This is a genomic window from Variovorax sp. PBL-H6, assembly GCF_901827155.1.
In the GTDB taxonomy this organism is placed as follows: domain Bacteria; phylum Pseudomonadota; class Gammaproteobacteria; order Burkholderiales; family Burkholderiaceae_C; genus Variovorax.
Map to the genome: position 1 here is coordinate 4,900,516 of NZ_LR594659.1, position 24,939 is coordinate 4,925,454.

Annotated in this window: 24 protein-coding genes and 1 tRNA gene; 18 read left to right on the forward strand and 7 right to left on the reverse strand. The window is 67.8% G+C overall.

Features of this window, described 5'->3' with window-relative positions:
* Positions 1-17: 17 nt before the first annotated feature.
* Together G3W89_RS23245 and mutM are read right to left on the reverse strand one after the other, a co-directional pair.
* Complete coding sequence (locus G3W89_RS23245; RefSeq protein ID WP_162576370.1) at positions 18-1,979, reverse strand: dynamin family protein; 1,962 nt, start codon at positions 1,977-1,979, stop codon at positions 18-20.
* A 69-nt stretch (positions 1,980-2,048) separates the two neighbouring features.
* Complete coding sequence (gene mutM, locus G3W89_RS23250; protein WP_162576371.1) at positions 2,049-2,864, reverse strand: bifunctional DNA-formamidopyrimidine glycosylase/DNA-(apurinic or apyrimidinic site) lyase; 816 nt, start codon at positions 2,862-2,864, stop codon at positions 2,049-2,051.
* 81 nt (positions 2,865-2,945) lie between these two features.
* Between mutM and G3W89_RS23255 the strand changes: the two genes are divergently transcribed.
* The 8 genes from G3W89_RS23255 to G3W89_RS23290 all read left to right on the forward strand — a co-directional run bounded on the left by G3W89_RS23255 (position 2,946) and on the right by G3W89_RS23290 (position 9,262).
* Entirely contained in the window at positions 2,946-4,769 is a 1,824-nt protein-coding gene (locus G3W89_RS23255) for a tetratricopeptide repeat protein (protein WP_162576372.1), read from the forward strand.
* Positions 4,766-5,260 carry a lipoprotein insertase outer membrane protein LolB gene (locus G3W89_RS23260; RefSeq protein WP_162576373.1) on the forward strand — a complete coding sequence of 165 codons (495 nt, stop codon included), beginning with the start codon at positions 4,766-4,768 and terminating at the stop codon, positions 5,258-5,260. Before G3W89_RS23255 ends, G3W89_RS23260 begins: the two co-directional genes overlap by 4 nt.
* On the forward strand, positions 5,257-6,120 hold the full coding sequence (gene ispE / locus G3W89_RS23265) for a 4-(cytidine 5'-diphospho)-2-C-methyl-D-erythritol kinase (protein ID WP_162576374.1): 864 nt from the start codon (positions 5,257-5,259) through the stop codon (positions 6,118-6,120). The genes G3W89_RS23260 and ispE overlap by 4 nt, the downstream gene beginning before the upstream one ends.
* A gap of 68 nt (positions 6,121-6,188) precedes the next feature.
* Positions 6,189-6,265, forward strand: a tRNA-Gln gene (locus G3W89_RS23270).
* A gap of 68 nt (positions 6,266-6,333) precedes the next feature.
* On the forward strand, positions 6,334-7,308 hold the full coding sequence (locus G3W89_RS23275; RefSeq protein WP_162576375.1) for a ribose-phosphate pyrophosphokinase: 975 nt from the start codon (positions 6,334-6,336) through the stop codon (positions 7,306-7,308).
* A 98-nt stretch (positions 7,309-7,406) separates the two neighbouring features.
* On the forward strand, positions 7,407-8,063 hold the full coding sequence (locus tag G3W89_RS23280; protein ID WP_162576376.1) for a 50S ribosomal protein L25/general stress protein Ctc: 657 nt from the start codon (positions 7,407-7,409) through the stop codon (positions 8,061-8,063).
* Positions 8,064-8,146: 83 nt separating this feature from the next.
* Positions 8,147-8,779, forward strand: a complete 633-nt coding sequence (pth, locus tag G3W89_RS23285; RefSeq protein ID WP_162576377.1) for an aminoacyl-tRNA hydrolase — start codon at positions 8,147-8,149, stop codon at positions 8,777-8,779.
* Positions 8,780-8,815: 36 nt separating this feature from the next.
* A complete protein-coding gene (locus G3W89_RS23290; RefSeq protein WP_162576378.1) occupies positions 8,816-9,262 on the forward strand; it encodes a hypothetical protein in 447 nt (148 codons plus the stop codon).
* On the opposite strand, the gene G3W89_RS23295 is transcribed toward G3W89_RS23290, so the two are convergent.
* Positions 9,259-9,549, reverse strand: coding sequence for a YfhL family 4Fe-4S dicluster ferredoxin (locus G3W89_RS23295; RefSeq protein WP_162576379.1), 291 nt, complete (start codon positions 9,547-9,549; stop codon positions 9,259-9,261). The two genes, G3W89_RS23290 and G3W89_RS23295, sit on opposite strands and share 4 nt — an antisense overlap.
* 101 nt (positions 9,550-9,650) lie before the next feature.
* Here G3W89_RS23295 and G3W89_RS23300 point away from each other — a divergent pair, with 101 nt between their 5' ends.
* The 6 genes from G3W89_RS23300 (at position 9,651) to G3W89_RS23325 (ending at position 16,260) form a co-directional block, all read left to right on the forward strand.
* Positions 9,651-10,601, forward strand: coding sequence for an ABC transporter permease (locus G3W89_RS23300; protein ID WP_162576380.1), 951 nt, complete (start codon positions 9,651-9,653; stop codon positions 10,599-10,601).
* The gene (locus tag G3W89_RS23305; protein WP_162576381.1) at positions 10,598-11,479 is read left to right on the forward strand and encodes an ABC transporter permease; all 882 of its coding nucleotides are present in this window, start codon (positions 10,598-10,600) and stop codon (positions 11,477-11,479) included. Before G3W89_RS23300 ends, G3W89_RS23305 begins: the two co-directional genes overlap by 4 nt.
* A 12-nt stretch (positions 11,480-11,491) precedes the next feature.
* Positions 11,492-12,478, forward strand: a complete 987-nt coding sequence (locus tag G3W89_RS23310) for an ABC transporter ATP-binding protein (RefSeq protein ID WP_162576382.1) — start codon at positions 11,492-11,494, stop codon at positions 12,476-12,478.
* A complete protein-coding gene (locus G3W89_RS23315) occupies positions 12,475-13,281 on the forward strand; it encodes an ATP-binding cassette domain-containing protein (RefSeq protein ID WP_162576383.1) in 807 nt (268 codons plus the stop codon). The genes G3W89_RS23310 and G3W89_RS23315 overlap by 4 nt, the downstream gene beginning before the upstream one ends.
* Positions 13,282-13,366: 85 nt before the next feature.
* Complete coding sequence (locus G3W89_RS23320; protein WP_162576384.1) at positions 13,367-14,860, forward strand: ABC transporter substrate-binding protein; 1,494 nt, start codon at positions 13,367-13,369, stop codon at positions 14,858-14,860.
* Positions 14,861-14,862: 2 nt separating this feature from the next.
* Entirely contained in the window at positions 14,863-16,260 is a 1,398-nt protein-coding gene (locus G3W89_RS23325) for an amidase (RefSeq protein ID WP_162576385.1), read from the forward strand.
* Between the two features lie 15 nt (positions 16,261-16,275).
* Here G3W89_RS23325 and G3W89_RS23330 read toward each other — a convergent pair whose 3' ends face one another.
* Entirely contained in the window at positions 16,276-17,139 is an 864-nt protein-coding gene (locus G3W89_RS23330; protein ID WP_162576386.1) for a LysR family transcriptional regulator, read from the reverse strand.
* A 108-nt stretch (positions 17,140-17,247) separates the two neighbouring features.
* Between G3W89_RS23330 and G3W89_RS23335 the strand changes: the two genes are divergently transcribed.
* A complete protein-coding gene (locus G3W89_RS23335; RefSeq protein WP_162576387.1) occupies positions 17,248-17,646 on the forward strand; it encodes a tautomerase family protein in 399 nt (132 codons plus the stop codon).
* A gap of 74 nt (positions 17,647-17,720) precedes the next feature.
* Here G3W89_RS23335 and G3W89_RS23340 read toward each other — a convergent pair whose 3' ends face one another.
* Positions 17,721-18,248 carry a hypothetical protein gene (locus G3W89_RS23340; protein WP_162576388.1) on the reverse strand — a complete coding sequence of 176 codons (528 nt, stop codon included), beginning with the start codon at positions 18,246-18,248 and terminating at the stop codon, positions 17,721-17,723.
* A gap of 194 nt (positions 18,249-18,442) precedes the next feature.
* Here G3W89_RS23340 and G3W89_RS23345 point away from each other — a divergent pair, with 194 nt between their 5' ends.
* Positions 18,443-19,801, forward strand: coding sequence for a tetratricopeptide repeat protein (locus G3W89_RS23345; RefSeq protein ID WP_162576389.1), 1,359 nt, complete (start codon positions 18,443-18,445; stop codon positions 19,799-19,801).
* Between the two features lie 15 nt (positions 19,802-19,816).
* Here the strand turns inward: G3W89_RS23345 and G3W89_RS23350 are convergent, their stop codons facing one another.
* Entirely contained in the window at positions 19,817-20,179 is a 363-nt protein-coding gene (locus tag G3W89_RS23350) for an SPW repeat protein (RefSeq protein ID WP_162576390.1), read from the reverse strand.
* 150 nt (positions 20,180-20,329) lie between these two features.
* Between G3W89_RS23350 and G3W89_RS23355 the strand changes: the two genes are divergently transcribed.
* Positions 20,330-23,329, forward strand: a complete 3,000-nt coding sequence (locus G3W89_RS23355; protein ID WP_162576391.1) for a transglycosylase domain-containing protein — start codon at positions 20,330-20,332, stop codon at positions 23,327-23,329.
* 57 nt (positions 23,330-23,386) lie between these two features.
* On the opposite strand, the gene G3W89_RS23360 is transcribed toward G3W89_RS23355, so the two are convergent.
* Positions 23,387-24,058 (reverse strand): histidine phosphatase family protein, encoded by a 672-nt coding sequence (locus G3W89_RS23360; RefSeq protein ID WP_162576392.1) that lies wholly within the window; start codon positions 24,056-24,058, stop codon positions 23,387-23,389.
* A gap of 79 nt (positions 24,059-24,137) precedes the next feature.
* On the opposite strand from G3W89_RS23360, the gene G3W89_RS23365 reads away from it, so the two are divergent.
* On the forward strand, positions 24,138-24,842 hold the full coding sequence (locus tag G3W89_RS23365; protein ID WP_232076699.1) for an alpha/beta fold hydrolase: 705 nt from the start codon (positions 24,138-24,140) through the stop codon (positions 24,840-24,842).
* Positions 24,843-24,939 lie beyond the last annotated feature (97 nt).

Genomic DNA, 24,939 nt, shown 5'->3' on the forward strand with positions numbered 1-24,939 from the left:
CCGCCGACTCCCGGTCTTCAAGCGGCACTGAGTTCGCCGCGCGCGGCAGCCGCTGAGGGCGCCTCATTGCTCGTCAACAGCGCCGTGAACTCGCGCAGGCGCACGTGCAGCTCGGCCAGGCCCGCCTCCTGAGTGGCAAGCTCGGCCAGGCGCTCGTCAAGATTGCCAGCGGCGCTCTGGATGCGCTCGACGGTCTCGATTCGTTTGGTGAAGTTGCGGCGGCGCTCCTTGAGCTGCGTGTCGAGCTGGGCGCCGGCGCCCTTGCTCCAGCGCTCCACCTCGGTCATGGCCGCCTCGTTGACCACGCGCAGCCGACTGGCCAGCGCGCGCACGAGCTTGTCGCAGAAGTCGGGTTGCGCGAGCTTCAGCACATTGCCGATGCCGAGATAGTGGATGTGGCTGCGCTCGATCTGGATCAGCTGCTCCTGAAAGCTCGTCAGGTCTGGCTCTGCCGGCGCCTGGAGCGCGAAGCCGTGCTCGGCATTCAGCTGGCGGAAGGTGGCGTGCAGCATCGACTGGATCTCGGCGGTGGTCGCCTGCACCTCGCGCAGGTTGTTGCGCAATGCGTCGAAAGTCGCACCGTACACCTTGCGCACGTTGAACTTGATGCCGGGCCGTTTGAGAGACGAGGACAGGCGAGCCATGTCGGCCTTGAGGGCCGTACTGCCGAGCACTGCGTAGACCTCGCGCAGCAACTTGCCCTGCACCGACCGCAGCGCCAGGATGCGGGTGTTGCTGCCCTCGAACTCGGCCTGCTCCTGCTCGATGCGGGTGCGCATGTGGCGGATGACCGAGACGTTCTTGCCGCGCAGGCCCTGTAGCTCGAGCGCCTGCTCCGACAGGTCGCGCTGGCGCACCTTGAGAATTCGCGCTGCCTCGGCATGCAAGGCCGAGATGCCGGCGTCGACGGCCAACCGCAGCATGCGCTCGCGTTTGCCGAGCAGGCCTTCGCCCAGCACGGACTCCAGCGCCGGCAGTCGGCTCGCCTGCAGCAAAGGCACGTCGCGGCGGATCTTGGCCTGCAGGCCCTTTTGCGCCGACACCGGAAGCACCTGCGTGAGCGGCACGCCCAGCAGTTCGGCAGCGCCCTTGCGCTGACGCTGGATCTGCGCATCGATCTGGGCCGGCGTGCTCAGCGTGTCCCACATCGTGTCGATCTTGTTGAGCACCACGATGCGGGTCTCGCCCGGATCGCCCTCAGTGATCAGGTGCTCGCGCCAGATGGCGAGGTCGGAACGGGTCACGCCAGTGTCCGCGGCGAGGATGAAGACCACGGCGTGGGCCTGCGGAATCAGGCTCACCGTCAACTCGGGCTCGGCGCCGATGGCGTTGAGGCCCGGGGTGTCCAGGATGACGAGGCCCTGCTCGAGCAAGGGATGCGGCATGTTCAGCAACGCATGCCGCCACCGCGGAATCTCGAGCTGGCCCTCGCCATCGGGCACGGGATTGTCGTCGGGCGATTCGTCGCTCCAGAAGCCCAGTGAGCGCGCCTCGGCCAGCGGCACGCGCCGGACCTCGGCCACCTTGCTCATGGTCTGCGAGAGCTGCTCGGCGTCTTCGACGTCAATCGGGATCTCGGTCCAGTGCTCTGGCTTGTCGCGCCAATGTGCGAGCGAATGCGGCTCCAGCCGGGTTTCGATGGGCAAGAGCCGCAGGCAGGGCGCAACGCCGGCGTCGTAGCCCAGCTCGGTCGGGCACATCGTCGTGCGGCCCGCGCTCGCCGGCATGATGCGGCGTCCGTACGCAGCAAAGAAGATCGCATTGATCAGCTCGGACTTGCCGCGTGAAAACTCGGCCACGAACGCGACCATGACCTTGCTGGTGCGCATTTGCGATTCGAGTTCGCGCAAACGCTCCGCCACGCTCTGATCGAGCAGTTCGTTCTCGTCGAGCCAGCGGGCCAGCCACTTGAGGCGGTGCGCGAAGTTGCGCCGCCAGGCGCCGTGCTGGTCGAATTGCTGATTGAATGAGCGAGTCAAGGTGTGTAAGGGTTGCTTACAAATATTAGCACCCGCATGGCGCTGGCGTGCCAATAGTCTGCCGGGCTTTCAGTACTTTTGGCAGTTCGGGCAGAAATATGTCGAGCGCTGGCCCTGACGTACCTGGCGCACAGGTGTGGCGCAGACCCGGCAGGGCTCGCCGTTGCGCCCGTAGACGGTCGCCTCCAGCTGGAAATAACCGCTTTGCCCGTCGACATTGGAGAAGTCACGCAGGGTGCTGCCGCCACGCTCGACCGCCCGCGCCAGGATCGCTCGCACCGCCGCATGCAGCCGCGCCGCACGGGGACGGCTGATGCGGGAGGCGGACAGGGTCGGCCGGATGCCAGCCATGAAGAGCGCCTCCGAAGCGTAGATGTTGCCCACGCCCACCACCACGTCGCCGGCCAGCAATACCTGCTTGATCGATGCCTTTCGTCGTCGCAGGCCCGCATGGAAGCGATCCAGGTCGAAGGACGCATCCAGGGGCTCCATGCCGAGGCCGCCCAGCAGCTTCACCGCCAGCGGTGTCGCCTCGTCCTCGACGTACACCACCGCGCCGAAGCGCCGCGGATCGTTCAGCCGCAGGGTCCCGCGGGTGGTCGCCAGGTCGAAGTGATCGTGCACCCCAGGCGCGGGCAGCAGGGTGTCGAAGCGCAGGCTGCCCGACATGCCCAGATGCATCAGCAGCAGACCCGAATCCATGTCGATCAAAAGGTACTTGCCGCGCCTGCGAACGGCGCGCACCGTGCGCCCCACCAGCGTCGCAGGCTCCGCAGCCAGGGCCCAGCGCAGCGGCTTGCCCAGGCGCACGGCTTCGACGCGCGCGCCCGCGATCCGTTCGGCGAAGCCGAGTCGCGTCACTTCAACTTCGGGTAGTTCAGGCATGGAGAAAGGCCGACATGAAAACAAGGCGAGATCGAAGCCCCATGCGGCCATGGCTCGAAAACCTTGGATTATTATGGCTCGATGACCCCTTCGCTCCGCCGATCCCGCCTTGCGGCGGCCGCGCTCTTGGCCCTACTCTCTCTGGGCGCGCAGGCGCAGCCCCAAACACCCGCCCCGGCAGCACCGACCAGCCCCGCCCCGCTCATCGAACCGGCAGCGCCGCCCGTGACGACCGCTGCCGCCACGGCCCAGCGCGAAGAGAAGGCGCAAGCGTCAGCGATGACGGCTGAGCTCTTTTATGAAGTGCTGATGGGCGAACTCACGACACGCTCGGGTGACCCCGGCTCGGGCTATGCGCTCGTACTTGACGCCGCGCGCCATTCTCGCGACCCCAAGCTGTTCCAGCGCGCTGTGGAAATCGCGCTCCAGGCACGCTCTGGCGATGCCGCTCTCGCCGCGACACGCGCCTGGAAAGACAGCCTGCCTCAATCGCGCGAGGCGCGACGCTTCGAGCTGCAGATCCTGATCGCGCTGAACCGGATCAGCGAGACCGTCGAGCCCTTGAAGGCCGAGCTGGCGGCTACGCCGCAGGTGGAGCGGCCCTTCCTGATGGCGGTCATCGCGCGCCACTATGCCCGCGCCACCGACAAGAAGCTGGCTGTCTCGGTCGTCGAACAGGCGCTGGCCGATGAACTCACAAGCCCGGCCACCGGCGGCGCGGCGTGGGCAACGGTCGGTCGTCTGCGACTGGCGGCCGGTGATGCAGCCGGTGCGCTGGAAGCGGCACGTAAAGGCCAGGAGATTGATCCCTCTGCCGACGGACCGGCAATGCTGGCCCTGGAAATGGTCGACCCCGCCCACCCAGAGGCCGAGGCGCTGGTCAAGCGCTACCTGGCTGGGCCCAAGGTCCAGCCCGAGATGCGTATTGCCTACGCCCGCGTGCTGGTGGAAGGCCGCCGATACACCGACGCGACCGCCGAACTCGCAGCGCTGACGACGTCGCGCCCTGAGCTGCCCGAACCCTGGCTGCTGCTGGGCAGCCTGCAGACCCAGGCACGCCAGGACGCAGCGGCCGAAGCCTCGCTCAAGCGCTACATCAACATGGCCGACACGCAGGCCGATGCCGAAACGCGCGGCCGTGGCCAGACGCAAGCCTTCCTGCTGCTCGCGCAGTTGGCCGAACGCCGCAAGGACTTCGTCGGTGCCGAGCACTGGCTATCGCGCATCGACAGCACCGAAGACCTGGCCGGCGCGCAGACGCGGCGTGCCGCACTGCTGGCACGCCAGGGCAAGCTGCCGGAGGCTCGCGAGCTGGTCCGGTCCCTGCCCGAGCGCACCGAGGAAGACAAGAAGCAGAAGTTCATGGCCGAGGTCCAGCTGCTGCGTGATGCCAAGCAGTACCAGGCCGCCTACGACATGCTGGCGCAGGCCAGCTCGGCCAAGCCCGAGGACACGGACCTCATCTACGACAAGGCCATGGTGGCCGAGAAGCTGAACCGGCTCGACGAGATGGAGCGCCTGCTGCGCCGCCTGATCGAGCTCAAGCCCGACAACCAGAACGCCTACAACGCACTCGGCTACTCACTGGCCGATCGCAAGATCCGCCTCGAGGAAGCACGCACGCTGATCAAGAAGGCCGTGCAGCTCGCCCCCGAGGACCCGTTCATCGCCGATAGCCTCGGCTGGGTCGAGTTCAGGCTTGGCAACACCGACGAAGCCATCCGCATCCTCGAGACCGCCTACAAGCGCCGGCCTGACCCGGAGATCGGTGCGCACCTTGGCGAGGTCCTGTGGGCAAGGGGCCAGCGCGATCGCGCCATGTCGATCTGGAAGGAGGCCTACCTGGTCGACTCGGACAACGAGACCTTGCAGGAGACGCTCAAGCGTCTGCGCGTGAAGCTTTGAAGCGTCGTCTCGTCCTATGCGCTGGTTGGGCCGGCCTGCTGCTGGCCGCCGGTTGTGCCAGTCCCGGAGGCCCGCCGCAGGACTCGGACACGGGGCAGGCATGGAGCGGCAGACTTTCGCTGCGCGTCGACAGCGAGCCGGTGCAGACCTTCTCGGCGATGTTCGACCTCCGTGGCGCCCCGCAGGCGGGCGAGCTCATCCTCACGAGTCCGCTCGGCAACACGCTGGCGCAACTGCATTGGTCCCCAGGTGAGGCGCTTCTGAAGAACGGCGCCGAGACGCGGCGCTTCGACTCGGTCGACGCGCTGATCGAGGCCGCGACCGGCGCCGTCATCCCGGTGGCCGCGCTGTTCGGTTGGTTGGCGGGACGTGAGGACCGTGTGCCCGGCTGGCGGCCCGACCTGTCCCGGATCGGCGCCGGCCGCCTGCAGGCCACGCGCGACTCGCCGCAGCCGAGAGCGGACCTGCGCATTGCCTTCGAACGTGCATGAAGGCGCTCTACGACCTTCCGGCGCCGGCCAAACTCAACCTCTTTCTCCACGTCACTGGCCGGCGCTCGGACGGCTACCACCTGTTGCAGTCGGTTTTCATGCTGATCGACTGGTGCGACACCCTGCACGTGGAGAAGCGCAGCGACGGTCGCCTGACGCGCGAAGACCTCATTTCACCGCTCCCAAACGATGACCTGGTGCTGCGCGCCGCCAAGGCACTCCAGACTTTCGCCGGAACGGCGGAGGGAGCCCACATCGGCATCGCCAAGCGGGTGCCCGCGCAGGCTGGCATGGGAGGCGGCTCCTCGGATGCGGCCACCTGCCTGCTGGCGCTCAACCGTCTCTGGCGCCTGGATCTGCCGCTGCCGACACTCGAGCAGATCGGCCTCTCGCTGGGGGCCGACGTGCCCTTCTTCCTGCGCGGGCGCAATGCGTGGGTCGAAGGCATCGGAGAGCAGATCACGCCGATCGAGCTACCGTCGCGGCGGTTCGTCGTTGTCAAGCCGAGTGACGGCCTAGAAACCCGTCTTATTTTTGCAGCGCCCGAACTTCAACGCGCAACACCCGCTGCTATAATTTCTGGCTTTGCTGCACATGCCGGGCGAAACGGGGGCGAGATCAGAAGTCTCGGTTTTGGTCGCAACGATCTGCAGCCGGTCGCCGAGAGGCTCTGTCCCGCAGTCACTGACGCCATCGATTGGCTCGGTCGCCAGGGACTCGAGGCTCGAATGACCGGTTCGGGGAGTTCGGTATTTGCGGCGATGCCGCATGACGTGGAACTGGCCGATGCGCCCTCGGGCTGGCAGCTTCGCAAGTGCAGCAATCTGGCCATCCATCCCCTGGCGGGGTGGGCGGTCTAAAAAGTCAGATCGCTTTTGTGGTCTGATGCGACATATATCGGTGGATGGCTTCGGTCATCAACCTGTGTAGGGGAGTCGCCAAGCTGGTTAAGGCACTGGATTTTGATTCCAGCATGCAAAGGTTCGAATCCTTTCTCCCCTGCCAAATCTTTACGTTCGCGAGAGTATTGGCGGCCCCTCAAACGGGCCATTTCCTTTTTTGCCGGGACGCTCATGCAGGCTCACCATCCTGACTTCATGGTTTTCACCGGCAATGCCAATCCGGGCCTTGCCGCCGAGATCGCGCACAACCTCGGTACCTCGCTGGGCGCTGCCCGCGTCGGCCGCTTCTCCGACGGCGAAGTCACTGTCGAGATCAACCAGAACGTGCGCGCTCGCGACGTGTTCGTGGTCCAGTCCACCTGCGCCCCGACCAACGAGAACCTCATGGAACTGCTCATCATGGTCGACGCGCTCAAGCGCGCCTCGGCCGAGCGCATCAGTGCCGTGATTCCCTACTTCGGCTATGCGCGCCAGGACCGCCGTCCACGCTCGAGCCGCGTACCGATCTCGGCGAAGGTGGTGGCCAACTTGCTCGAGACGGTCGGCGTGGCCCGTGTGCTGACAATGGACCTGCACGCCGACCAGATCCAGGGCTTCTTCGACATCCCGGTCGACAACATCTATGCCTCGCCGGTTCTCCTGGGCGACCTGCGCCAGCAGAACTACGAAGACCTCATCGTGGTCTCGCCCGATGTCGGCGGCGTGGTGCGTGCCCGGGCACTGGCCAAGCAGCTCAACTGCGACCTCGCCATCATCGACAAGCGCCGCCCCCGCGCCAACGTGAGCGAAGTCATGCACGTGATCGGCGAGATCGACGGCCGCAACTGCGTGATCATGGACGACATGATCGATACCGCCGGGACGCTGGTGAAGGCGGCCGAAGTGCTCAAGGAGCGCGGTGCCAAGAAGGTTTACGCCTACTGCACGCACCCGATCTTCTCGGGCCCGGCCATCGAGCGCATCGCCAAGGGCAACGCACTCGACGAAGTGGTCGTGACCAACACGATCCCGCTGAACGACGGTGCGATGGGGTGCACCAAGATCCGCCAGCTCTCCGTGGCGCCGCTGATTGCCGAAACAATCCAGCGCATCGCCAAGGGCGAGTCGGTCATGAGTTTGTTCTCGGACCAGGAAAACCTCTTCTGAGGTGTTCCGAGCCTGAGCAAGAGCCGGGCGCCCTCCGTGGCGTCCTTTTTTGAAACCGGAGTCGCACTGGTCGCGGTCGACTTCCACAGGAGTGAGTCATGAAATTCGTCGCTTACGAGCGCGCCAAGCAGGGCACGGGTGCGAGCCGCCGTCTCCGCATCTCGGGCAAGACGCCCGGTATCGTCTACGGGGGTGAAGGCCAGCCGCAGTTGATCGAGCTCGATCACAACGCCTTGTGGCACGCCCTCAAGAAGGAAGCCTTCCACTCGTCCATCCTCGAGATGGAAGTCGCTGGCGCCACGAGCAAAGTGCTGCTGCGAGATGTGCAGTACCACCCCTTCCGCCCGATGGTTCAGCACGTGGATTTCCAGCGTGTCGATGCCCGCACGCGCATGACCGTCAAGGTGCCGCTGCACTTCAAGGGTGAGGAAGAGTCCACGGCGGTCAAGCTGGACCACAACCTGGTGAACCACGTGATGACCGAACTCGAAGTCAGCTGCCTGCCGGCTGACCTGCCCGAGTTCATCGAGGTGGACCTGTCCGGCCTCACCAAGAACGCCACGCTGCACGTCAGCGACATCAAGCTGCCCAAGGGCCTGAAGTACATCAGCCACGGCAAGGGCAACCCGGTGGTGGTCTCGGCCGTGTCGCCGCTGGTCGCAGAAGAAGCCGCGCCGGCTGAAGGCGTCGCTGCCGAAGGCGCGCCTGCGGCCGCCAAGACGGACGCCAAGGCAGCGCCCGCCAAGAAGAAGTAATCGCCTAGCGCCTGCTTCGCCACACGGCCCGCTTCACGCGGGCCGTTTCTTTTGGCGAGTGGTGGCGCCGATAATTCCGCCCCATGATCAAGTTGTTCGTCGGCCTCGGCAATCCCGGCCCCGAGTACGAAGCCACGCGGCACAACGCCGGCTTCTGGTGGATCGATGCGCTCGCGCACGACCGCAAGCTCACGCTGGTGCCGGAACGCAGCTATCACGGGCTCGTGGCGCGCATGCAAGTGGGCGGGCAACCAGTGTGGCTGCTGGAACCGCAGACCTTCATGAACCTCTCCGGCAAGTCGGTGGCCGCGCTGGCCCGGTTCTTCAAGATCGCGCCTCACGAGATCCTGGTCGTGCACGACGAGCTCGACGTGGTGCCCGGCCAAGCCAAGCTCAAGCGCGGCGGCAGCCACGCGGGGCACAACGGGCTGCGCGACATCCATGCCCAGTTGGGCACCGACGACTACTGGCGGCTGCGCCTCGGCATCGGCCACCCGGGCGTGAAGTCCGAGGTGGTCGGCTGGGTGCTGAAGAAGCCGCTCAAGGAACAGCGCGAGGCGATCGAGGATGCGATCACCCGCACCCTCCACGCCTTCCCGGCTCTGATCGCCGGCGAGATGGACAAGGCGACGCTGCTCATCCACACGAGCAAGCCGCCGCGTCCCAAGCCGCCGCGCCGGGAGCCAGGTGAAGGCGGACCCTCCGCTCCGGCCTGAGCGGAAACCATCGAAACGAAGGGGAGAGAAGGAAGAATGAAGAAGGACTCGACACCGACAATCGCCATGCTGGCGATAGCAGCCTGCGTGGTGTGGGCTGCGCCAGCAGCCACGGCCGGTACCGCCTGGCGCTGCGGCAATGCCTACAGTGACCAGCCCTGCCAGGACGGCAAGCCGCTCGCCCTTGGCGATACGCGGGATGTTGGACGGAAGCGCGAGGCCGACGACGCGACGCGCGAGGCCCGCGCGGCCGGCGACCGGCTGGAACGCGAGCGCCTGCAGCAGGAGAAGGCACAGGGAGGCCGCCGCGCGACGCTCATCGACAGCAGGCCGTCAGCGCCGAAGTCCATTGCCGATTCGGACGGTGCAAGGAAAAAGAAGAAGGGCAAGAAAGACTCCGACTATTTCAGCGCCCATGACCCGGTGGCCACGGCAAAGAAGAAGGCGGAGAAAGCCGGACGCCGCAGCGCCGAGAAAAGCTAGGCCTGCGCGGCCTCGGGCGGCTTGCCTGCGACGCCCGCCTTGGCCGCCGCCAGCCGCTCGAATTTCTGCCACAGGCTCTCCTGCGATTCGGCGTGAGCGGGGTTCTTGGGAATGCAAGCCACGGGGCACACCTGCACGCACTGCGGCTCGTCGAAATGGCCCACGCATTCGGTGCACTTGTGCGGATCGATCTCGTAGATCTCTTCGCCCATGTAGATCGCATCGTTGGGGCACTCCGGCTCGCAGACGTCGCAGTTGATGCATTCGTCGGTGATCATGAGGGCCATGGCCTGCATTATCCCGCCCCGGCACGCTCATTGCGTCAGTCAGGTTATGCTGCGGCCCGCCCCATGAGCCGCACGGCTGTTCCGGAGGCGAAGGTATTCCAGTGAGCCTCTTCCTGTTCAAGCGTATCGTGACGCTGATCGCCACCCTCGTCGGTGCCTCGGTCATCGTCTTCCTCGTGCTCGAGATCTTGCCCGGCAATGCCGCGCAGATGCTCATGGGCCCCGACGCCTCACCCGAGGCCGTGACCGCCCTCGCCGCCAAGCTGGGGCTCGACCAGCCGGCCTGGACCCGCTATTGGCAGTGGATCGGCGGCCTGCTCACGGGCAACCTCGGCGACAGCTACGCCTACAGCACGCCGGTGATGGAGTTGATCCTCGAGCGCCTCTCCCTGACCGTGCCCCTGGCCCTGCTCGCAATGGCCTTCACCACCGTGCTCGCCCTGCTGGTGGGAGTGACCGCCGCGGCGCGCCACAACAAGCTGGGCGACGTCGGCCTGATGGGGTTGACGCAGGTGGGCATCGCCATTCCCAACTTCTGGTTCGCAATCCTGCTGATCCTGGTCTTCTCGGTGCAACTGCAGTGGTTCTCGGCCGGCGGCTTCGAGGGATGGGACGGGGGCGTACTGGCCGGGCTGAAGGCGCTGCTCCTGCCCGCCCTCTCGCTGGCCGTGGTGCAGGCCGCCATCCTGGCCCGCATCACGCGCTCGGCCGTGCTGGAGGTGATGCGCGAGGACTTCGTGCGCACCGCGCGCGCCAAGGGCGTCTCGCAGCGTGCCGTGCTGTGGACCCATGTGCTGCGCAACGCGCTGATCCCGGTGATCACCGTCATGGGCATGCAGTTTTCCGAGCTGCTGGCCGGCACCATCGTGGTCGAGAACGTGTTTTATCTCCCGGGCCTCGGCCGGCTGATCTTCCAGGCCATCAGCAACCGCGACCTGATCGTGGTGCGAAACTGCGTGATGCTGCTGGCGGCGATGGTGGTCATCGTCAACTTCGTGGTCGATGTGCTCTACGCCGTCATCGACCCGCGCATCAAGGCCTCCGACATATGAGCGCAGTCCCCGCACAAGTCCCGAGCGCCGCCGCCTTCAAGATGCCCGGCTTCTGGCGCCGCGCGGTGCATCACCGCAGCTTCGCCATCGGCGGCGTTCTCACGCTGCTGCTGGTCCTGGCCGCCGCGGTCTCCCTGGTGTGGACGCCCTGGTCGCCCTACGAGATGGACATTGCCAACAAGCTCAAGCCGCCGACGGCCGCGCACTGGCTGGGCACCGATACCTTCGGGCGCGACGTGGCCTCGCTGCTGCTGGTGGGCGCGCGTGCCTCCATCCTGGTGGGCGTGATCGCGGTCGGCATCGGCCTGGTGGTCGGCACGGCGCTGGGCCTGCTCGCCGCTGCGCGGCGCGGCTGGGTGGAAGAAGCCATCATGCGGTTCGCCGACTTCTCGATGGCCTTCCCCGCCATCCTCTCGGCCATCATGATGACGGCGGTGTTCGGCGCGGGCATCGTCAACGCGATCATCGCGATCGGCATCTACAACATCCCGACCTTCGCGCGCATCACGCGGGCCTCTGCCAACGCCATCTGGTCACGCGAGTACGTCGCCGCCGCGCGCGCCTGCGGCAAGGGCGCGTTCGCGATCACGATGCAGCACGTGCTGCCCAACATCTCGGCGGTGCTGATCGTGCAATCCACCATCCGCTTCGCGATCGCGATCCTGGCCGAAGCCGCCCTCTCCTATCTCGGTCTCGGCACGCAACCGCCGCAGCCCTCGTGGGGCCGCATGCTCAGCGAGGCGCAGACCATGATGTTCCAGGCCCCCCTGCTCGCCGTGTGGCCAGGCATGGCGATCGCGTTGGCCGTACTCGGCCTCAACCTGCTGGGCGACGGCCTGCGCGACCTGCTCGATCCGCGCCTCGCGCGCGCCCGCTGACCTCTCACCGACATGCCCCTGCTCGAAGTCGACGACCTCCATGTCCAACTGCAGACCCAGCGCGGGCCGGCCGAGGCGGTGCGTGGCATCGGCTTCACGCTCGAACGCGGCGAGACGATGGGCATCGTCGGCGAATCCGGCTGCGGCAAGTCGGTCACCGTGCAGTCGCTGATGGGCCTGCTGCCCGCGAGCGCCAAGGTCAGGGGCAGCATCCGCTTCGACGGCACCGAACTCGTCGGCCTGCCCGAGCGCGCAATGTGCGAGATCCGGGGCAACCGCATGGGCATGATCTTCCAGGAGCCGATGACGGCACTGAACCCCGTCCACACCATCTCCCGGCAGGTCGGTGAGCCGCTGCGCCTGCATCGGGGCCTGTCGCGCGCCGAGGCCCGCAAGGAGGCGCTGGCCCTGCTCGAACGCGTCGGCATCCCGGACGCGGCCACGCGCCTCGACGCCTACCCGCACCAGTTTTCGGGCGGCCAGCGGCAGCGCATCGGCATCGCCATGGCGCTGGCCTGCGGGCCCGACCTGCTGATCGCCGACGAGCCCACCACCGCGCTCGACGTCACCATCCAGAAGCAGATCCTCGAGCTGATCCAGGGCCTGGTAGACGAGCGCGGCATGGCGCTGATCCTGATCTCGCACGACCTGGGCGTCATCGCGCAGAACGTCTCGAAGATGCTGGTGATGTACGGCGGCAGCGTGGTCGAGAGCGGGCCCACGGCGGCTGTCTTCGCGGAGCGTGCCCATCCCTACACCCAGGGGCTGTTCGCCGCTCGTCCGGCGCTCGGCGCGCCGCGCGGGCAGAAGCTGGCCACCATTCGCGGCAGCGTTCCCGACCTGGCCGACCTGCCGGGCGGATGCCCCTTCGCCGGCCGCTGCCGATTCACCATCGACGATTGCCACGCGACACGGCCGCCGCCCACGCCGATGCCGCACGGCCATGAAGTGCGCTGCATCCGCCTCGGCGAAGTGCTCGCCGAAGGAACGCCGGCATGACGGCATTGCTGGAGGTCGACAACCTGGTGCGCCACTACCCGTTGCCGCGCGAACGCCTCTTCGGTCCGCCGCCCACGGTCAAGGCGCTCAATGGCGTGAGCTTCAGCCTGCAGCCCGGGCGCAGCATGGGCATCGTCGGTGAATCGGGCTCGGGCAAGTCGACCATCGCGCGCCTCGTGATGGCACTCGACACACCCACGGCCGGCGCGGTGAAGCTGCTCGGCCGCGACCTCCACACCCTGTCCGCGGACGCGCTGCGCGCCGCACGCCGCGACGTGCAGATGGTGTTCCAGGACCCGTACGGCTCGCTCGACCCGCGCCAGACCGTGGCACGCATCGTCGCCGAGCCCCTGGAGGCTCTGGCAAAAACCACCCGGGCCGAGCAGCGCGAGAGGGCCGGCGAATCGCTGGCGGCCGTGGGCCTGCGCAGCGGCGACCTCGACAAGTACCCGCACGAGTTCTCCGGCGGCCAGCGCCAGCGCATCGCGATCGCCCGCGCACTGATCACGCGGCCCAAGCTCATCGTGGCCGACGAGCCGGTGAGCGCACTCGATGTCTCGGTGCAGGCCCAGGTGCTGAACCTGATGCAGGAGCTGCAGCAGAAGTTCGGCATCAGCTACCTGCTGATCAGCCACGACCTCGCAGTGGTGAACCACCTGTGCGATGAGGTGTGCGTGCTGCACCGCGGCCTCGTCGTCGAGCGCGGCGCGCCGCAGCACCTGTTCGCGCATGCCGAGCATCCGTACACGCAGGCACTGCTGGCAGCCGTGCCGCGCGCCGAGCCCGCGGCGGCGCTCCCCTGAGCAGGTGCTTGTCCCGAGCACGCGCCGCTCGCGCATGATGTAACGTCGCTTTCCCCTTCTCAGTTTTTTGCCCGGAGCCTCGACCATGTTGAAACGCCGCACCCTCCTGACCACCGCCGCCCTCGCCACCGTGCCGCTCGCCCTGCCGCAGGCGGCCCTGGCTCAGGGACGCAAGGACACGCTGGTCATCGGCATGACGCTCGAGCCGCCGGGCCTCGACCCGACCACCGGCGCCGCCTCCGCCATCGCGGAAATCACCCACTACAACATCTACGAGACGCTGACCAAGATCAACGCCGATGGCAAGGTCACGCCGCTGCTGGCCGAGAGCTGGGAGATCTCGCCCGACCTCAAGACCTACACCTTCAAGCTGCGCCGCGGCGTCAAGTTTCAGAACGGCGAGCCCTTCAACGCGCAGACGGTCAAGTTCGCGTTCGATCGCGCCGGCGCCGAGAAAAGCACCAACAAGGACAAGCGAACCTTTGCCAACCTGAGCACGCAGGTGGTCGACGACAACACCGTGGTGCTGATCAACAAGGAGATCGACCCCGACCTGCCCTTTCTGCTGGGCCAGGCGACCGCCATCATCGTCGAGCCCAAGAGCGTGGACACCAACGCCACGAAGCCCGTCGGCACCGGCCCGTACAAGCTCGACAGCTGGGCCAAGGGCTCCTCGGTCGTCCTGAGCAAGTGGGACGGCTACCGCAATCCGGCGGAGGCCAAGCTCCGAAGGGTCACTTTCCGATTCATTTCCGATACTGCCGCGCAGGCCGCAGCGCTGATGGCTGGCGATGTCGACCTGTTCAAGCCCATCGGCACGCGCGCAGTGGCGCAGTTCAAGAACAATCCGCAGTTCCAGGTCATCCAGGGCGGATCGCGCGCCAAGACCATCCTGGCCATCAACAGCAAGAAAAAGCCGCTCAACGACGTGCGCGTGCGGCGCGCCATCCTCGCCGCGATCGATCGCAAGGCGGTGATCGAAGGCGCCGCGGACGGCTTCGGCACGCCCATCGGCAGCCACTACGTGCCGGGCGCGCCCGGCTACGTCGATACCACCGCGATCAACCCCTATGACGTCGAGAAGGCCAAGAAACTGCTGGCCGAAGCGGGTGTGAAAACGCCGCTCGAACTCACGATGACGCTGCCGCCACCGCCCTATGCGCGCCAGGGCGGCGAAGTGATCGCGGCCGAGCTCGCCAAGATCGGCATCACAGTAAAGATCCAGAACGTCGAATGGGCCCAGTGGCTCAGCAACACTTACGGGGGGCCACACGACTACGACCTCTCCATCGTGTCGCATGTCGAACCCTTCGATCTGGGCAACTACGCCAAGCCGGACTACTACTGGGGCTACGACTCCAAGGAGTTCACCGCCCTCTACGCCAAGATCAAGGCGACCGCCAACGAGGCCGAGCGCAACAAGCTTCTCGCAGAGGCCCAGAAGCTGCTCGCCACCGACGCAGCGAACGGCTTCCTCTACCAGCCCCAGTTCCCGAGCGTCGCCAAGAAGGGCGTCAAGGGGCTGTGGAAGGAAAGCCCGATCTTCGTCAACGACCTCGCCGCGCTGTCCTGGTCCTGAGCATGCTGAACGACCTGTCTGCCCACGAACTGGTCGGTGCCTATCGGGAGGGCAGCCTCTCCCCGGTCGAGGTCACGCAGGCCGTGCTCGACCACATCGCGCGCTGGGAGCCCAGGCTGCAGGCCACCTGGCTGCTGCGTCCCGAGGCCGCGCTCGAGCAGGCGCGCGCTTCCGAGGAGCGCTGGCGGCGCGGCGAGCCGCTGGGCTTGCTCGATGGGGTACCGACCACGATCAAGGAAAACATCGCCACTCGCGGAGACCCCCTGCCTGCCGGCACAGCTGCCGTCGAATTGCGGCCCGCCGCCACCGACGCGCCGCCGGCGGCACGGCTGAAGGAAGCGGGTGCGGTGATCGTCTCCAAGACCACCATGCCCGACTACGGCATGCTGTCCTCCGGCCTCTCCAGCTTCCATGCGCTCGCGCGCAATCCCTGGGACCTGACGAAGACGCCGGGCGGGTCGAGCGCAGGCGCCGGGGCCGCCGCCGCGGCCGGCTACGGCCCGCTGCACATCGGCACCGACATCGGCGGCTCGCTCAGGCTGCCGGCCGCCTGGTGCGGCATCTTCACGCTCAAGCCCAGCCTGGGCCGCATTCCGATCGACCCGCCCTATATGGGTCGTGCCGCCGGGCCGATGACGCGCAGCGTCGCCGATGCCGCGCTCATGATGCAGGTGCTCGCCCAACCCGACGCGCGCGACAGCATGAGCCTGCCGCCGCAGGACATCGACTGGCCATCCTTCGACGTGGGCGCAGAGCATCTGCGCGGCCTGCGCATCGGCCTGCTGCTCGACGCGGGCTGCGGTCTTGCTGTCGATGCCGAGATCCGGGCGGCCGTCGAAGAGGCGGCTCGCCTCTTCGAGCGCGCCGGCGCCGCCGTGAAGGTCATGCAACCGTTCATGTCCCAGGCCATGCTCGACGGGATGGACCACCTCTGGCGCATGCGCTCGCTGGTGGACATCGATGCCCTGCCCCCCGAACGGCGTGCCAAGGTGCTGCCGTACATCCGCGCATGGGCCGAGAGCGCCGCGGGCTTCAGCGGCGAGCATGTCTTCCGCGCGTTCAGCCAGTTCCACGCCACGCGCGTGGCGGCGGTAGCCGCCTGCGCGAAGTACGACTACGTGATCTCGCCCACCGCGCCCAACCTGCCGGTCGAGGCCGAGCTGCCCTCGCCCACCAACGACCCGCTGCGGCCGCTGGAGCACATCGGCTTCACCGTACCCTTCAACATGTCGGAGCAGCCGGCCGCCTCGATCAACTGCGGCTACAGCCGCAGCGGCATGCCCATCGGGCTGCAGATCGCGGGGCAGCGCTTCGACGACCTGGGCGTGCTCAGGGTTTCGCGGGCCTTCGAGCTGATCCGCGGCCCGCAACGGCCCTGGCCGCAGCCGCCGGTGGCCTGAACTGCGCCTCGCACCTCAGACCAGGTGCGAGGCCAATAGCTCGCGCGCACGCGCCACGAACTCGGGTTCGCCACGCCGGGGCGGCAGGAAATGGAACCCCACGCTCGGCAGCGCAGGCAGTCCGTGCGGCGGCGGCAGACGCGTGACGCCTTCGCACAGCGAGGACTCGTTGAGGCAGGCAACCCCCAGCCCCGCAGCCAAGGCCGATTGAAGGCCTGCGACCCCCGAGGCGACATGCGCCACGATGAAGGGGACGCGCCGCTGCTTCAGCAGCTTGATCGTGAACTGGTGCAAGGAGCAGGTGTCCGGCAGCACCAGCAGGCGCAGCGGCTCGCCGCGTGCGACGCGCAGGCCGGTCGCTCCCATCCAGGCCAGGGATTCGCGGCGCAGCGCCGGCACTCTGGGAGCAGCCGGATCGCCCTGCCCCCCGATGCGCATCGACAAGCCCAGGTCGAACTGCCCTTGCGCATAGCCGGCCTCGATCGCGCCGCTCTTCATGACGCTCACATGCAGCCGCACTTGCGGGTACCGCTCGCCGAGGCGACCCAGCAGCCGCGCCAGCTCGCCCGGCCGGTAATAGTCGGTCACCGCCAGCCGAAGCTCCCCTTGCAGGGTTTCACCGCGAAGGTCGCGCAGGGCTTCTTCCGCCAGCGCCAGCAGGCGCCGAGCGTGCTCCAGCAGCCGCGAGCCCGCCGCAGTGGGCGCCACCCCGGCCTTGCTGCGCGTCAGCAGCGACTGGCCGGCGCGCTCTTCGAGCTTGCGCATCTGCTCGCTGACGGCGGACTGCGACAGGAATACCTGCGGCGCGGCGGCTGTGAGGCTGCCTGCCTCGACCACGGCGACGAAGGTCCTGAGTTGCTCCAGGTCGAAGGTCTGCACGACGCCATCCATTCGCAAAGTCGATGATATCCATCATATCTTCCTGCTTTTCCGATGGCCTGCAACTTCCCACAATGAAGGCCTCATCGATTCGAAAGGAAAAGCGCCATGCCCCACATCGTGATCCACCTCTCCGGCCAGCCTGATGCCCAGCTCACCCGCCGCGTGGTCGACACCGTCGCCGAGCTGACCCAGAGCGTCCTGGACAAGAAGCTGCCGGTGATCGCCACCACCGTGCAGTACATCGCGGACGACGCCTGGTTCATCGGTGGCCGGTCGCTCGCCGAGCTCGGCAAGTCCGCCTTCCATCTGGACATCAGCATCACCGACGAGACCAACACCAAGGCGGAAAAGGCACGCTACCTGCGCGAGGTCTACGCTGCGATGGCGGCCCTGCGGAAGAACCTGCACGAGGTGTCGTACGTGCACCTCATCGACGCACGCGCCGCCGCCTACGGCTACGGTGGGCTGACGCAGGAGTACCGCCACCAGCAGGCCGGGGTCTAGGCGACCTGGGGAAAACGCGCTCACGGCTCAGGGGGCGACGCGGTGCACCGTGACATGCCCGCTTCCGCAGGCGCTCAGTCGAGCAGCCCAAGCACCCGGCCTTCACCCACGAACGATTCGGCCACCAGCATCCGGAATGCCTTGTCGCGTTGGAAGCGCTGTCGTGCGATCGCCGGTTTCAGGAACTCGACCTGGAATGTTTGCGCCGTCCCGCGCCTGAACGCTTGCCCTGGCGCCACGATCCAGCGCGCAGAGAAGCCTTCGTTGTCCACCACGAGGACGCAGTGATGCTCGCCTTCGAGGACTGGCGAGTCTTCGGACGGGAGTTGGGGCGTGCGCATCGTGAACTCGACGAGGGCATGGGGGTGGAAGGTGCTGCCCGACTCGAAACCCGCCGGCTCCGCAGCCACCGGGCGCCGCACCCTGGCAATGAGCCAGGCGATGACGTTGCCGATGATCGGCAGCCACAGCAGCATCAACAAGGTGCCGACGTCGCGGGCCGTCGAATCGGGCTCTGACAACTGTCGCAACAGTGCACCACCCAGCGCCACGCACAGCAGCGCGATGACGATGAACCTGCGCTTGGCCTGGATGCCCGTCATGACGACGTGTTGCCCACGTCTTCGGTCCCCGCATTGCGATGGCTGGGCCTTGCGAGAAGCCGGTCAGCCTTCTTTCCTTCGACGTGCAGCAGGAATGTCTTTTTCATGGGTGATCGTAGCGCGTCGATATCACACGCAGCCGCAGGAGTGAGCGGCTCACAGCGCAAGGAGCAGATCCTGGGCAAAAATGCACCATGCAAGACAGCCTGGGCAATCCGATCACCGTTGCCGAGCCGGCCGGCCTGCGCGCGATCAACGACTTCGTCGAGGGCTTCATCGCCTGCGAAGCGCGCGCGGCCGACGTGCTGGCGGCCTCGCAGGACGACAGCCCTCTCGTACAGGCCTACTGCGCGACGCTGCACCTGTTCGCCGAATCGCGCGATGCCGTCTCCAACGCGCGCCCCTTCCTCCAACGCGCGCGGGCCGGCGCCTCCCGCGCCAGCAAGCGCGAGCAGCGCTACATCGAGGCCGTCTCGGCCTGGGCCGAAGGCGACATCCTGCGTGCCATCGCCTTGCACCACGAGCAGGCCCGGGAGCATCCGCGCGACCTGGCCTCGCTCAAGCTCGGGCAGTACCACTGCTTCAACATCGGCGACTGCCCCGGCATGCTGCGGCTCGCCCTGGCGGCGCTGCCGGCGGTGGCCGACGTACCCTACCTGCACGGCATGGCGGCCTTCGGGTACGAGCAATGCCACCTCATGCGCGAAGCCGAGGCCAGTGCCCGCCGCGCCATCGCGATGGCGCGCAAGGAGCCATGGGCCCACCATGCGCTCGGGCACGTGATGCTGACCGAGGGCCGGCTTTCCGAGGGCCTGGACTTCATGCGAAGCGTGAGCGACAGCTGGGTCGGCCTCAACTCGTTCATGGTCACCCACAACTGGTGGCATGTGGCGCTGTTCCTGATCGACCTGGGCCGCGACACCGAGGCGCTCGCCGTGTACGACGAGCAGGTGTGGGGCGTGGCCATGGACTACTCGCAGGACCAGATCGGCGCCGTGTCCCTGCTAGCCCGCCTCGAACTCGCGGGCATCGATGTCGGCGAGCGCTGGCAGGCGCTGGCCGGCTACCTTGCGCAGCGGCTCGACGACCATGTGCTGCCCTTCCTCGACCTGCAATACCTCTACGGGCTGGCGCGCGCCGGCCGGCCCGAGGCCGAGCGCCTGCTGCACAACATCGAGGGCTTCGCGCCGCAGGCCGTGCCTTCGACGCGGGCCAGCTGGCAGCGCGTGGCGGTGCCAGCCGCCCGCGGCCTCCTGGCCCATGCGCGGGGCGACGCGCCCGGTGCGGTCGAGGGGCTTGGGCAAGCGTTGCCGCGCCTGGTCGAAATCGGCGGCAGCCATGCGCAGCGCGACCTGTTCGAGCAGCTGTACCTCGACGCCCTGATTGCCACCGGCACCGAAACAACACTGGCGAGCGCCCAGGGTCTTCTGCAGCAGCAGGTCAATGCCCAGCCGGAATCCCGGCGCCTCCGGCGCCAAGCCGACAAGGTCTACACCTCGCTAAGACTGCCGCAACTGGCTCCCCACGTCTCGCCCGCCAAGCGCCCCGCGTAGGCGCCAGGCCCGTGCTCAGTGGGCAGCGCGGTGCCACCAGCGGCTGTATTCCTCGTCTGCCAGAAGCGTCCACGCCGCCAGCACCAGGACCACCAGGCCCGTGATGACTGCGGTGAGCATGGCGTCGCCGTTGCCGTTGAAGCGCAGCACCCAGGGCGATGCCATCAGCCATAGGCCGAGCGCCGCCTCGGTCCACTCCTCCCAGGCGCGGGGAAGCAGCATGGCGCCCAGCGCGGCGGCCATCAGCGCGACGCCGGCGATCACCGCGTTGGTCATCGCGGCCGCCTCGGCGTCATAGCCGAGGATCCAGGGCGAAAGAAGCAACCAGGCACCCAGCGCCCCATTCACCGGGTCTTGCCAATGTTTCAGTTGGAACATGGTTCGTACCTCCTGCCGGCTGGAACGCCGGTCTTTCTTTGAGCCTTGCATTCATCGCAGGTTCCGGGCCCCCCCGTTCCCCAAGAGGCCGCGAAAGGCGCATCATCCAGGCTGAAGAACCCACGGTACGGGCTCACAGCGAGGCAGGTCGTGGCAAGGCTCAAGACGGTCTTCTGGCTTGGCGCGGGGCTCGCCGCGATGGCCGCGCTCGTGGCCTTCACCGTGGACGAGCTGAAGACCTCGAGGCTGCAGTCGGCCTTGTGGCGCGACCTGGGGCGCGATGCGCGCTTCAGCCTGGACGCCGGACCCAGCGACGCCATTCGCTTCCCGCATTCGGGGCCTTATGACGAGCGGCTCGGCTACCGCCAGCTTCCGGCGTTCATCGAGCGCCTGCAGGCCCGCGGCTACGCGGTGACGCAGCAAGCCCGCATGTCGCCACGACTGGTCGAGTTGCACGAGCACGGCCTCTACGGCCCCTACCGCGAGAAGAACCAGGCCGGCCTGACGATACGCGACTGCCGCGCCCGGACCCTGTCGCAATCGCGCGTGCCCGAGCGCGTGTACGAGCGGTTCGAGGACGTGCCTCCGCTGCTGGTCGACGCCCTGCTCTTCGTCGAAGACCGGCACCTGCTGGATACGCAGCCGGCGCAGCGCAATCCGGCGGTCGATCCCGAGCGCTTCGCGAAAGCGACGTTCGAGCAGTTGCACCGTGCTCTCGGTGCACGTCAATCGGCCTCCGGCGGCAGCACCCTGGCGACCCAGATCGAGAAGTACCGCCACTCGCCCCAGGGCCGCACCCAGTCGATCGGCGACAAGCTGCGCCAGATGGCGTCGGCCTCGCTGCGCGCCTATCAGGACGGCGAAGACACGCAGGCGCGGCGACGCCAGGTCGTGGTCGACTACCTCGACACCGTGCCCTTGGCCGCGCGGCCCGGATTCGGCGAGGTGCACGGCCTCGGCGACGGCCTGTGGGCCTGGTACGGGCGCGACGTGGGCGAGGTCAACCGTCTGCTGTCCGACAACGCGGAGGGCGCCGCGCCATCCGAGGAGGCCCTGCGGCGCCAGGCCGAGGCGTTCAAGCAGGCGCTGTCGCTGATGGTCGCGCAGCGCCGGCCTTCGCAGCATCTGTTTGACAAGGGCGAGAGCCTGGGCCGGCTCACCGACAGCTACCTGCGGCTGATGGCGGACGCGGGCGTCATCGCCCCCTCACTGCGCGATGCGGCATTGCAGGTCCCCCTTCAACGGACGGCCGCGCGGCCGGCGACGCCTCGGCCCGACTTCATCGAGCGCAAGGGCCTGAATGCCTTGCGCGGCGAGGTGTCGACCCTGCTCGGCGTGCCGCGTGCCTACGATCTCGAGCGGCTCGACCTCGAGGTGGACGGCAGCATGGACAGCGAGGCGCAGGCCATCGCGGCGCGGGCACTAACCGCCTTGGGCACCCCGGCGGGGGCGAAGGCGTCAGGGCTGTACGGCCATCACCTGCTCGACCCGGGCGACGACCCTCGCCACCTCGTCTACAGCTTCACCCTGTACGAGCGCGGTGCACAGGCCAACCTGCAGCGCATCCAGGCCGACAACATCGACCAGCCCTTCGACGTCAACCAGGGTGCGCGCCTGGACCTCGGCTCCACCGCCAAGCTGCGCACGCTGGTGAGCTACCTCGAGTTGGTCGGCGAACTGCACGAACGCTGGGCCGGGCGCGCATCCGAGCTCTCCGCGTGGACGCCAAGCAAGCGCGATCCGCTCGGCATCTGGGCGCGCGAATACCTGCTGCGCGCCCGCGATCGCAGCCTCGCCCCGATGCTGGAGGCGGCGATGCAGCGGCGCTACTCGGCAGGCGCGGGCGAGGCCTTCTTCACCGGCGGCGGCCTGCACAGCTTCAGCAACTTCGATCGCTCGCACGCCGGGCCGACGACGGTGCAGGAAGGCTTCAGGCACTCGGTCAACCTGGTGTTCATTCGCCTGATGCGCGACATCGTGCGCCACCGGATGTACGGCGACGAGGCCGTCGGTCGCGGCATGCTCGAGGATCCATCGGACCCGGGCCGGCGGGAGATGCTGGTCCTCTTTGCCGACCGCGAGGGCTCTGCCTACCTGACGCGCTTCCACCGGAAGTACAAGGGCAAGTCGCCCGCCGAGGCCGAGGCACTGCTGCTCAACGGCGTGCACCCGTCGGCACCGCGTCTCGCGAGCGTGCTGTTCACCCTCGAACCCGAAGCCGGCCAGGCGCGGCTCGATCAGTTCCTCGCGCGGCGCCTCGGCCGCGGGGCCGGATCGCCGCGCGCGCTGCGTGCAATGCACGATACGTACTCGGGCCTGTCGCTGGACGACCGCGGCTACGTGGCGCGCGTGCATCCGCTGGAGCTGTGGCTGGTCGGGCACCTGCAGCGCCACCCCGGCGCGACACTCACCGAGGTGCTGGACGCAAGCGTGCAGGAACGGCAGGACGCCTACGCATGGCTCTTCAGGACGCGCCACAAGAGCGCACAGGACCGCCGCATCCGCGAGCTGCTCGAACGCGCGGCCTTCGCCCAGATCCACCGCTCATGGCAGCGCCTGGGCTATCCCTTCGCCTCGCTGACCCCTTCGTACGCGAGCGCGATCGGGGCTTCGGGCGACCGGCCCGCGGCGCTGGCCGAGTTGATGGGTATCCTGGCGAACGACGGCCGGCAGTTGCCGCAGCAGCGCGTGAGCGTGCTGCACTTCGCGCGCGACATGCCCTACGAGACGCGCCTCGAGCGGCGCGGCGCGGCGCCGCAGCAGTTGCTGGCGCCTGAGGTGGCACAGGCCGCGCGCCGGGCACTGGCCGACGTGGTGAACAACGGGACCGCGCGACGCCTCAAGGATGCCGTGCCGGATGCGACGGGGCGGCCCATCGAGATCGCCGGCAAGACCGGCACCGGAGACCACCGCTACCAGGTCATCGGACGCGGCGGGCGCGTGATCGCGGAGCGCAAGGTCGAGCGCACGGCCACCTTCGTCTTCACGCTCGGCGACCGCTATTTCGGGACGCTCGTGGCCTACGTGCGCGAGCCCTACGCAGCGCGCTACCGCTTCACCAGTGCCCTGCCGGTGCAGCTGCTGAGGTCCATGGCGCCGCAGCTGCTGCCGGTGCTGCAGCGCGACGGCTGCGCCGGCGATCGTGGCTGACTGAAGTACCTTCGCGTTCGACTGCAGTGCGATGGGCCTTCGGAGCCGCCGCGCGGCTCACGACTTGCCCAGGTGCCGCCGCTGGTCGTAGTTGGGCTGCGCCGGCATGCCATCGAGATGACCGGTATCGGCCCAGTCGACAATCTCGATCTGTGCGGGCCTCGCGGCGTCGGCAATGCGGATGCGGTTGAAGCCGGCATTGGGGATCGCGCTCTGGCGCGGGCCGTGGAGGCCCAGTCCCATGGCCGTGCGCCACACCATGTCGAGCACGCCGCCGTGCGTCACCACCATCACCGTCCGTTGCTTGTGCGCAGCCGCAATATGGCCGAGCGCATCGATGACGCGCGCATGGAATTCGCGCGGCGACTCGCCCCCGGGCATGCGGTGGTCCTCGCTGAACTTGAGCCAATCCTCCCAGGCGCGCGGATGCAGGCGCTGGATCTCGTCGGCCCGCATGCCTTCGACAACGCCGAAATTCTGCTCGCGCAATTCGACCGAGGTGACGATCTCGAGTCCGAGCTGCTGCGCCCCCGGTGCCGCTGTCTGCTGGGCGCGCAAGAGATCACTGCTGACCAGGTACTGCACCGATTCGCGCGCAACGCGCAGCCCAAGCCGGCGTGCCTGCTCGTGGCCGGTGTCGTTGAGGGGAACGTCGATATGGCCCTGGAAGCGCAACTCGCGATTCCAGTCGGTCTCGCCGTGGCGGATCAGGATGAGGTCTGTGGTCATGGGATGAAGCTATTGTCCCCGCAAGACGTGGCCAGGCGATGGCACGAGGCGGGCGGCATGGATGGCCGAGAATCGCCCCATGCCCTGCCTTGTCCTTCTGCCCGGCCTCGCCTGTGACGAGCGCCTCTGGGAAGCCCAACTCGCGTCCCTGCCCGCCGGCATCGACGCCCGCGTCAGCGACGCCCACATGCGCCATCCGAGCATCGAAGCCATGGCCGAGGCCGTGCTTCGCGAGCATGAAGGCCCGCTGGTCCTCTGCGGCGCCTCGATGGGCGGCATGATCGCGATGGAGGTCGCGCGCCAGGCGCCCGGGCGCATTGCCGGCCTCGCGCTGCTGGGCACCAACCCGCGGCCCGAGACACCCGAGATGCACGAGCTGCGCGGCTCGGCGATCGAGCTCTTCGAACAGGGCGAGGCGCGCGACGTGATCCAGTTCAATGCGGCCTTCGCCTTCCATCCCGAGCAGGCCGGCAATGCGGCGCTGGTGCGGCGCTATGTGGAACTCGTGCTCGATGCCGGCACTGACCAGCTCGTCAGCCAGAACCGTGCGCTGATGGTGCGGCCCGACCAGCGTCCAGCGCTCCCGTCGCTGCGCTGCCCGGTGCTCGTGATCTGCGGCGATGCCGATCGCCTGACGCCCCCCGAATGCTCGAAGGAGATCGCGCAGCTGGTCCCGCAGGCCGAGCTCGTGTGGATCGAGAACTGCGGCCACATGCTGACCATGGAGAAGCCCGCCGAGGTCAATGCCACGCTGATGCCGTGGCTGCAGCGCCTGCTGGCCTGAGGCCTTCGGGCTTCACAGGGTTTGCCCCCAATCAACGGTCCGGTGAATCGGACAGCCGTTTCGCTTCCGATCCGGAAGCTCGGCGGAGCACCTGCCT

Coding starts and splice junctions, on each gene's coding strand:
- G3W89_RS23310 (WP_162576382.1), top strand. CDS start 11,492: ATGCCCCTGCTCGAAGTCGACGACCTCCATGTCCAACTGCAGACCCAG.
- G3W89_RS23280 (WP_162576376.1), top strand. CDS start 7,407: ATGAAATTCGTCGCTTACGAGCGCGCCAAGCAGGGCACGGGTGCGAGC.
- G3W89_RS23350 (WP_162576390.1), bottom strand. CDS start 20,179: ATGTTCCAACTGAAACATTGGCAAGACCCGGTGAATGGGGCGCTGGGT.
- G3W89_RS23340 (WP_162576388.1), bottom strand. CDS start 18,248: ATGACGGGCATCCAGGCCAAGCGCAGGTTCATCGTCATCGCGCTGCTG.
- G3W89_RS23275 (WP_162576375.1), top strand. CDS start 6,334: ATGCAGGCTCACCATCCTGACTTCATGGTTTTCACCGGCAATGCCAAT.
- G3W89_RS23325 (WP_162576385.1), top strand. CDS start 14,863: ATGCTGAACGACCTGTCTGCCCACGAACTGGTCGGTGCCTATCGGGAG.
- ispE (WP_162576374.1), top strand. CDS start 5,257: ATGAAGGCGCTCTACGACCTTCCGGCGCCGGCCAAACTCAACCTCTTT.
- mutM (WP_162576371.1), bottom strand. CDS start 2,864: ATGCCTGAACTACCCGAAGTTGAAGTGACGCGACTCGGCTTCGCCGAA.
- G3W89_RS23320 (WP_162576384.1), top strand. CDS start 13,367: ATGTTGAAACGCCGCACCCTCCTGACCACCGCCGCCCTCGCCACCGTG.
- G3W89_RS23255 (WP_162576372.1), top strand. CDS start 2,946: ATGACCCCTTCGCTCCGCCGATCCCGCCTTGCGGCGGCCGCGCTCTTG.
- G3W89_RS23345 (WP_162576389.1), top strand. CDS start 18,443: ATGCAAGACAGCCTGGGCAATCCGATCACCGTTGCCGAGCCGGCCGGC.
- G3W89_RS23315 (WP_162576383.1), top strand. CDS start 12,475: ATGACGGCATTGCTGGAGGTCGACAACCTGGTGCGCCACTACCCGTTG.
- G3W89_RS23295 (WP_162576379.1), bottom strand. CDS start 9,549: ATGGCCCTCATGATCACCGACGAATGCATCAACTGCGACGTCTGCGAG.
- G3W89_RS23335 (WP_162576387.1), top strand. CDS start 17,248: ATGCCCCACATCGTGATCCACCTCTCCGGCCAGCCTGATGCCCAGCTC.
- G3W89_RS23365 (WP_232076699.1), top strand. CDS start 24,138: ATGCCCTGCCTTGTCCTTCTGCCCGGCCTCGCCTGTGACGAGCGCCTC.
- G3W89_RS23305 (WP_162576381.1), top strand. CDS start 10,598: ATGAGCGCAGTCCCCGCACAAGTCCCGAGCGCCGCCGCCTTCAAGATG.
- pth (WP_162576377.1), top strand. CDS start 8,147: ATGATCAAGTTGTTCGTCGGCCTCGGCAATCCCGGCCCCGAGTACGAA.
- G3W89_RS23360 (WP_162576392.1), bottom strand. CDS start 24,058: ATGACCACAGACCTCATCCTGATCCGCCACGGCGAGACCGACTGGAAT.
- G3W89_RS23290 (WP_162576378.1), top strand. CDS start 8,816: ATGAAGAAGGACTCGACACCGACAATCGCCATGCTGGCGATAGCAGCC.